Source organism: Mesorhizobium sp. M7D.F.Ca.US.004.01.2.1 (genome assembly GCF_003997785.1).
Taxonomy (GTDB): domain Bacteria; phylum Pseudomonadota; class Alphaproteobacteria; order Rhizobiales; family Rhizobiaceae; genus Mesorhizobium; species Mesorhizobium loti.
This window is the reverse complement of the sequence record NZ_RZRQ01000325.1, coordinates 1-6,585: the sequence shown is the minus strand read 5'-3', so window position 1 is coordinate 6,585 and position 6,585 is coordinate 1. Positions and strand designations below refer to the sequence as shown.

The following is a 6,585-nucleotide window of genomic DNA, read 5'->3' as shown; positions in this document are numbered from 1 at the left end:
CGGTCATGGTGCCTGGGTCATTGCTGTCAGTCGGTCCGGTCTCGACCAGCTTGCGCGCATTGCTCAGCGTCTGTTGAGCAATCTCGGGCTGGCTGCTGTGCACCGCCAGCCACAGCACCACGAGCTGCAGCCGGATGCGCTGGTCGATCAGCTTCCTCGGCAGAAGTGCCAGTAACTGGCGCACGTAAAGAAGCTGGCATTGGGCGATGAGGTCGAGCGCGTTGTTCTCGACGAACACCGCCGCGCGGGCCTGGTCGCCGGCGGCCAGCGCGTGCCCGATCGCCTCTGTCAGCATCTTGCGCTCGCCGAACCATTCGGCGGCCGCCAGATGCAGCGGCGCGATCATCTCCGGTTCGCGCCGTTCCATTTCGCGGCTGAGGAAATCGCGGAACAGATGATGGTAGCGAAACCAGCGCCGCTCTTCGTCGAGGGGGACGAGGAACAGGTTGCGCGTTTCGATTTCTGTGATCGCCGCCTCTGCATCCGCCGCGCGCATCACCGCCCGGCAGGCTTCGGCGCTGAAGCGTTCGAAGATCGAACTGTAGAGCAGGAATTTCGCGATCGCCGGCGGCAGTTCCAGGAACACTTCCCCCATCAGGAAGTCGGCGACGTTGCGGTTGGCGCCAGTGAAATTGCCGATGACGGTTTCTGGTGCATGCGCGGCACTCAGCGAGAGCGAGGCCAGTTGCAGGCCGGCGGCCCATCCTTCGGTGCGCGAGCACAAGGTCTCCACCGTGCCGCTGCTGACGCTCAGGCCCAGTTTCTCGTTGAAGAAGGCTTCGGCCTCGGACGAAGCGAAACGCAGATCGTCGGGGCCGATTTCGAAGACGTCGCCAAGCACCCTGAGCTTGCCGAGCTGCAGGTCGGGCAGGCTGCGCGAGCCGATGACGAAGGCGACGTTGGCCGGCGCCTGTCGCGTCAGGCGCTCCATGAACCGCTTCACCGCCTGCGCTTCGATGGCGTGGTAGTCGTCGAAGAACAAGGTGATGTCAGCCTCGCGCGCCGCAAGACCCGCTACAAGTGCTGCGAGCACGACGTCGAGCTGCGGGATCGGGCTCGACTGGAAGGCAAGGTCGAGTTCCGCCGGGCTTTGCATCAGTTGGCGCAGCGCGCCCACCAGATGCGACAGGAAGGCGCCCTCGTCATTGTCGGTTGCCTCGCAGGACAGCCATGCTGTCAGCCGGCCGTGGCGCGTGACTTCCGTGGCCCATTGCGCCATCGTCGTCGATTTGCCGAAGCCGGCGGGCGCGGCGAACAGCACAATGCGCGTGTCGATATGGCGCTCCAGCGTCGACAGAATGGTCTCGCGGCGCACCCATCGGCGATGGTGCGGCGACGCTTGGCTGACAGATTGCGGAGCTGTTCTCATCTAGGCCGCGCAACCTGCCGGCTCTCCGGGGAGGACGAGGCTCCCTTGCCATTGCTGCAGTCGCTCCACTCCGCTTCGATCAGCGGAATCTGCGGCGCGGCATCGCGCGGCAAAGTACCTTTGATCCGGGGATCGTCGACGATTTCAAATCCTGTCGCGAAGGGCACAAATCCGCAGGCACTGTAGAAACCGATGACGCTGTGATGATCGAAGCTGCTTGTGTGCAGCCAGATACGGTTAGGGTTGAGGCGCCATGCGAGATCCAGTGCGCCGGCCATCAGCCGCTTGCCGAAACCTCTGCCGGTCAGGGAGGGGAACAGGCCGAAATAGGTGATCTCGATCTCGCTGCTGTCGGCGACGAAGAATTCGACTATACCCAGATGCGTGCCGCTTTCATCGTAGCCGTAATAGAGATGCTGGCGCGGATCGGCGAAGTGCGCCGCGATCTCGGCATCGGACATTTCGGAAACCCGATCCCACAGCCAGGGCGCGCCGATCTCGAGGAAGACCGCCCGATAGGACGCGCAGTCGGGCATGGTGATCCGGGTCATCGCCAGGGGGTGCGCGAGATCGGGCTGCGGCGAGCGCGCCTCCATCCACGTCACGGCATTGGCGAGCTTGCCCGCCGGCAGGCGCCGGTAGCCAATGGCGAGATCGGTGATTTCGGCCGGCATCGTGTCTTCGCTGATCAACGCATTCCTCGTCATGTCTTCCAGACAGCAGTATCGGCTTGCTGCATCCGATGCCAACTCCCCAGCAGCGTGGCGGTATCGAACGGCAAGCTCTGGCCTGACGTTTCGGCCCGTATGCCTCTTGCATTTCACAGAAATGGCATATGAGATATGATACATCATCCAGATGAAAGCGGAATATGATGCCTGAGCGGATTGCGGACGGGGCCATTCTCAGCGCGGTCGATGACGGCTTCGCGCGACAAGTCGCGTTTCTGCAAGACCTCGTGCGCTTTCCCTCCCAACGCGGCGAAGAACATGCCGCGCAGTCGTTCATGGCCGCCGCATACGAAGCGGATGGCTATGCGGTCGACATGTGGCGCGTCGATGTCGATGCGATTCGCGACCTGCCCGGTTTTTCACCCGTGGCGGTCTCCTATGACGACGCCTTCAATGTCGTTGCCACGCATACGCCGCGTAACGCGACCGGCCGCTCTTTGATCCTCAACGGCCATATCGATGTCGTGCCGACAGGACCGCTCGACCGCTGGGTGCGCGACCCCTACGATCCGGCGATCGAGGATGGCTGGATGCATGGCCGCGGCGCTGGCGACATGAAGGCCGGCCTGTCCGCCTGCCTCTATGCGCTGGCCGCATTGCGCAGCCTTGGCTATCAGCCGGCCGCGAACGTTTACCTGCAGTCGGTGGTCGAGGAAGAGTGCACCGGCAACGGCGCGCTCGCCTGCCTGCAGCGCGGTTACCGCGCCGACGCCGCCTTCATTCCCGAACCGCTGGAGCCGAGATTGATGCGGGCACAGGTCGGGCCGATCTGGTTCCGGGTCGAGGTCGACGGCGATCCGCAGCATGCGTCGGGTGCATTCTCGGCCGGCGCCAATGCCATCGAAAAGGCCTTCGTCATCATCCAGGCACTGAAGCAGCTCGAAATCGTCTGGAACGCGCGCAAGGTCGACGACAAGCATTTCCACGATCACCCGCACCCGATCCGCTTCAACCTCGGCAAGATCGAAGGCGGCGAGTGGACATCGAGCGTTCCGGCGCGCTGTGTCTTCGAGATGCGCGTCGCCACTTATCCCGGCCAGAGGCTCGAAGACGCCAAGGCCGAGCTTGAAGCCTGCATCGCCGATGCGGCGCGCGCCGACCCGTTCCTGGCCAACCGCCCGCCGAGCCTCACCTACAATGGCTTCATGGCCGAGGGCTATGTGCTGGAGGGCGCCGACGAGATGGAAGCGGTGCTGCGCCGCAGCCACACCGCCGTCTGGGGCGAGCCGCTGACGGAACACGTCACGTCGGCGACGACGGATGCGCGCTTCTTCGGCCTCTATGCCGACACGCCGGCGATCGTCTACGGCCCGATCTGCCGCATGCCGCATGGCTATGACGAGGCCGTCGATCTCGACTCGGTGCGCAAGGTCACCCAGACGATCGCTCTGTTCATCGCCGACTGGTGCGGCCTCGAGCCTGTCGAGGCCAAGCCATGAGTGCGGTCGTCCCCGATGCGTTCGGCGAAACGCTCGCCGAGGATGCGCCCGATGTCTCGACTGCCGACGCGCTTACCATCCTGCGCCGGCACTACGGGCTCACCGGCAGCGCGCGTCCGCTGCCTGGCGAACGCGACCACAATTTCCATATCCAGACCCATGGTCAGGCCGACTTTGTTCTGAAGATCTCCCATCCGGCGGAAGAGGTAGCCTTCACCGACTTCCAGAACAAGGCGCTCGACCACATCCTCGCGGTCGACCCGACCTTGCCGGTTCCTTCGGTGCGCAAGAGCCTTGAAGGCGAAGCGCAGTTCGCGATCAGCGTCGGCGGATCGGCGCCGCGCATCATCCGGCTGGTCAGCTATCTGCCTGGCCAGTTGCTGTCGCGCTCGCCCCCATCAGCGGCGCAGGATCGCAATCTCGGCATCTTCCTCGCTCGCCTTGGCCGGGCGCTGCGCGGCTTCTTCCATCCGGCCGCCGGCAGCGACCTGCTCTGGGACATCCGCAAGGTCGCCAAGACACGGCCGATGATGACGCATATCACTGACGTTGGCCGGCGGGCGATGGTCGAACGCGTCATCGACGCCTTCGAAGAGCATGCGGCGCCGGTCATCCCGAGCCTGCGCGCGCAAATCGTCCACAACGACATGAACTCCTACAATGTGGTGATGGACGCGTCGCGGCCGGAGATCGTGAGCGGCATCCTCGATTTCGGCGACATGATCCATTCGCCGCTGATCTGCGACCTGGCCATCGGCGCCGTCTACCGTTGGCCGGCTGAAGACCATCCACTGGCGCCGGCCGCGCGCTTCGTCGCCGGCTATCAAGCGGTGCAGCCGCTTGAGGCGGAAGAGATCGGCATCCTCTTCGATCTGATCCGCGCTCGCCTCGCGCTCATCGCCAACATCGCCAGTTGGCAGGCCGAGCGGTTCCCGGCCAAGCGCGACTATGTGCTGCGCCTCATCACCGAGGTGTGGGCTTCGCTCGAACGGCTGGACGGGCTGTCGTCCGCGGATGCCCGCCGCTATTTTCTCGACCATTCCAATCCGGAGTAGATGCTCGTGTCCCAGTCCTCGCCGTACCCTGCAAATGCCGATGCGGCATCGGAGCGCGCGTTGCTTGAACGCCGCGCCAGGCTGCTCGGGCCGACCTACCGCGCCTTCTACCGCAACCCGATCCATCTGGTGCGCGGCAGCGGTGTGTGGCTCTACGATGCCCAGGGCCGCAAGTTCCTCGACGCCTACAACAACGTCGCCTCGGTCGGCCACTGCCATCCGCGCGTGGTCGAGGCGCTGTCGGGGCAGGCCGCGACGCTCAACACGCATACGCGCTACCTCAGCGAGATCATCCTCGACTACGCGGAGAAACTCCTAGGCACCGTTCCGGCCCATCTCGGCCATGCCATGTTCACCTGCACCGGCAGCGAGGCCAACGATCTCGCCATCCGCATCGCCCAGCATTCCAGCGGCGGCACCGGGGTAATCATCACCGATTTCGCCTATCACGGCGCCACGATCGCGACGGCGCAACTGTCACCGGCGGCGGTCGGAGCAAAGGGCGTCCCCGCGCAGCATCGCACCGTGGCAGCGCCGGACACGTTCCGCGACCATGGCCGTGCCGCGCATGATTTCGCAAAAAATGTTGCCGCCGCCATCGCGGACATGCGCGCAAAAAATATCCGGCCGGCAGCGCTGCTTCTCGACTCGGCCTTTTCCAGCGACGGTATTTTCTTTCCCGATGCGAAGGTGATGCGCGAGGCGGCGGATCACGTCAGAAAGGTCGGCGGCATTGTCATCGCCGATGAGGTTCAATCCGGCTTCGGAAGACTTGGCCAGGGCATGTGGGGCTTCGCCAATTATGGCATCGAGCCTGATATCGTCACGATGGGCAAACCGATCGGCGACGGGCATCCGATGGGCGCGGTGCTGGTGCGGCCGCAGCTTGTCGCATCCTTCGGTTCGAACACCGGCTACTTCAACACATTCGGCGGCAATCCGGTCGCGGCCGCCGTCGGCATCGCCGTTCTGGAGGTGATCGAAGGCGAAGGACTGATCGAGAATGCCCGCAACGTCGGCGCCTATACGAGTGAACTGCTGCGCGCCCTGCAGAGCCGGCATGGCGCGGTCGCCGATATCAGGCACAACGGCCTTTATTTCGGTGTCGAGCTGACGGCGGACGGCGACGAGGCTCTGGCCGCTACCAAGACATCGGCGGTCGTCGATGCCATGCGCGAGGACGGCGTTCTGATCTCGTCCTGCGGTCCGCGCGGCAATGTGCTGAAGATCAGGCCGCCACTGCCGTTTGCCAGGGACAATGCCGAGCAACTGGCCGAGACGCTCGATCGCGCGCTGTCGAACTGGTGATCGGAGCGGGCCGCGCATGCTGAAGCTCGAACATCAAACCCTGAATGACCGCGCCTATGGCGCGCTCAAGCAGGAGTTGATTTCAGGCGGCTTCAGCCCGGGCCAGACGCTGGTCATCCGCAAGCTCGCCGAGACGTTCGGCATCTCGACGACGCCGATCCGCGAGGCGCTGCAGCGGCTGGTCGCCGAACGGCTGCTCGAAATGCAGAACAACCGCTCGGTCATCGTGCCGTTGCTGTCCGCGCCTGCCTTCGAGGAACTGACGCGCATCCGCATCGCCGTCGAGGGACTGGCGGGCGAGATGGCGGCGACCAGGATGAGCGAAAGCGGGTTGGCTAACATACAGGCGACCCTCGCCGGCATGCAGCGTGCCATCGAGGCCTGCGACACCCGGGCCTATCTGACGCTGAACGAGGCCTTCCACTTCGCCATCTATCAGCACGCCGGCGCGCCGATCCTGCTCAACATGATCCGCGATCTCTGGGGTCGGGTCGGGCCCTATCTCAAGCTGCTGATGCAGGCCGATCGCTACATCCCGCAGTCGAACGACGCACATCGCAGGATCGTCGCCGCGCTGGAGCAGCGCAGTGGTCCCACTGTGCGGATTTTCATAGAAGAGGATGTCGCCGTGGCGGCCGCGGTTCTGTCGACAACCTTGGCAAAGTGAAGTGACTGTCTAGCTC

5 protein-coding genes and 1 pseudogene are annotated in these 6,585 nt (G+C 64.4%); 4 read left to right on the top strand and 2 right to left on the bottom strand.

All coding sequences use genetic code 11. The features are described from left to right. Together EN993_RS29020 and EN993_RS29015 are read right to left on the bottom strand one after the other, a co-directional pair. Window positions 1-1,369, bottom strand: a pseudogene (locus EN993_RS29020) (LuxR family transcriptional regulator); the annotation flags it as partial. After that, a complete protein-coding gene (locus EN993_RS29015; RefSeq protein ID WP_245469001.1) occupies window positions 1,366-2,076 on the bottom strand; it encodes a GNAT family N-acetyltransferase in 711 nt (236 codons plus the stop codon). The pseudogene EN993_RS29020 and the gene EN993_RS29015, both read right to left, overlap by 4 nt. Window positions 2,077-2,243: 167 nt before the next feature. On the opposite strand from EN993_RS29015, the gene EN993_RS29010 reads away from it, so the two are divergent. From EN993_RS29010 to EN993_RS28995, 4 genes are read left to right on the top strand one after another with little or no spacing between them, the layout of a single operon-like run. Next, a complete protein-coding gene (locus EN993_RS29010) occupies window positions 2,244-3,539 on the top strand; it encodes an ArgE/DapE family deacylase (RefSeq protein ID WP_164757876.1) in 1,296 nt (431 codons plus the stop codon). Beyond that, a complete protein-coding gene (locus EN993_RS29005; protein WP_127265494.1) occupies window positions 3,536-4,594 on the top strand; it encodes a phosphotransferase in 1,059 nt (352 codons plus the stop codon). Before EN993_RS29010 ends, EN993_RS29005 begins: the two co-directional genes overlap by 4 nt. Then, window positions 4,595-5,902: an aspartate aminotransferase family protein gene (locus tag EN993_RS29000; protein WP_164757875.1), complete on the top strand. Its 1,308-nt coding sequence runs from the start codon at window positions 4,595-4,597 to the stop codon at window positions 5,900-5,902. It begins immediately after the preceding gene. Between the two features lie 16 nt (window positions 5,903-5,918). Then, window positions 5,919-6,569: a GntR family transcriptional regulator gene (locus EN993_RS28995; protein WP_127265492.1), complete on the top strand. Its 651-nt coding sequence runs from the start codon at window positions 5,919-5,921 to the stop codon at window positions 6,567-6,569. Window positions 6,570-6,585 lie beyond the last annotated feature (16 nt).

Excerpts from the sequence above, each read along its gene's own strand:
- EN993_RS29000 (WP_164757875.1), top strand. The coding sequence starts at position 4,595 with ATGCTCGTGTCCCAGTCCTCGCCGTACCCTGCAAATGCCGATGCGGCA.
- EN993_RS28995 (WP_127265492.1), top strand. The coding sequence starts at position 5,919 with ATGCTGAAGCTCGAACATCAAACCCTGAATGACCGCGCCTATGGCGCG.
- EN993_RS29010 (WP_164757876.1), top strand. The coding sequence starts at position 2,244 with ATGCCTGAGCGGATTGCGGACGGGGCCATTCTCAGCGCGGTCGATGAC.
- EN993_RS29015 (WP_245469001.1), bottom strand. The coding sequence starts at position 2,076 with ATGACGAGGAATGCGTTGATCAGCGAAGACACGATGCCGGCCGAAATC.
- EN993_RS29005 (WP_127265494.1), top strand. The coding sequence starts at position 3,536 with ATGAGTGCGGTCGTCCCCGATGCGTTCGGCGAAACGCTCGCCGAGGAT.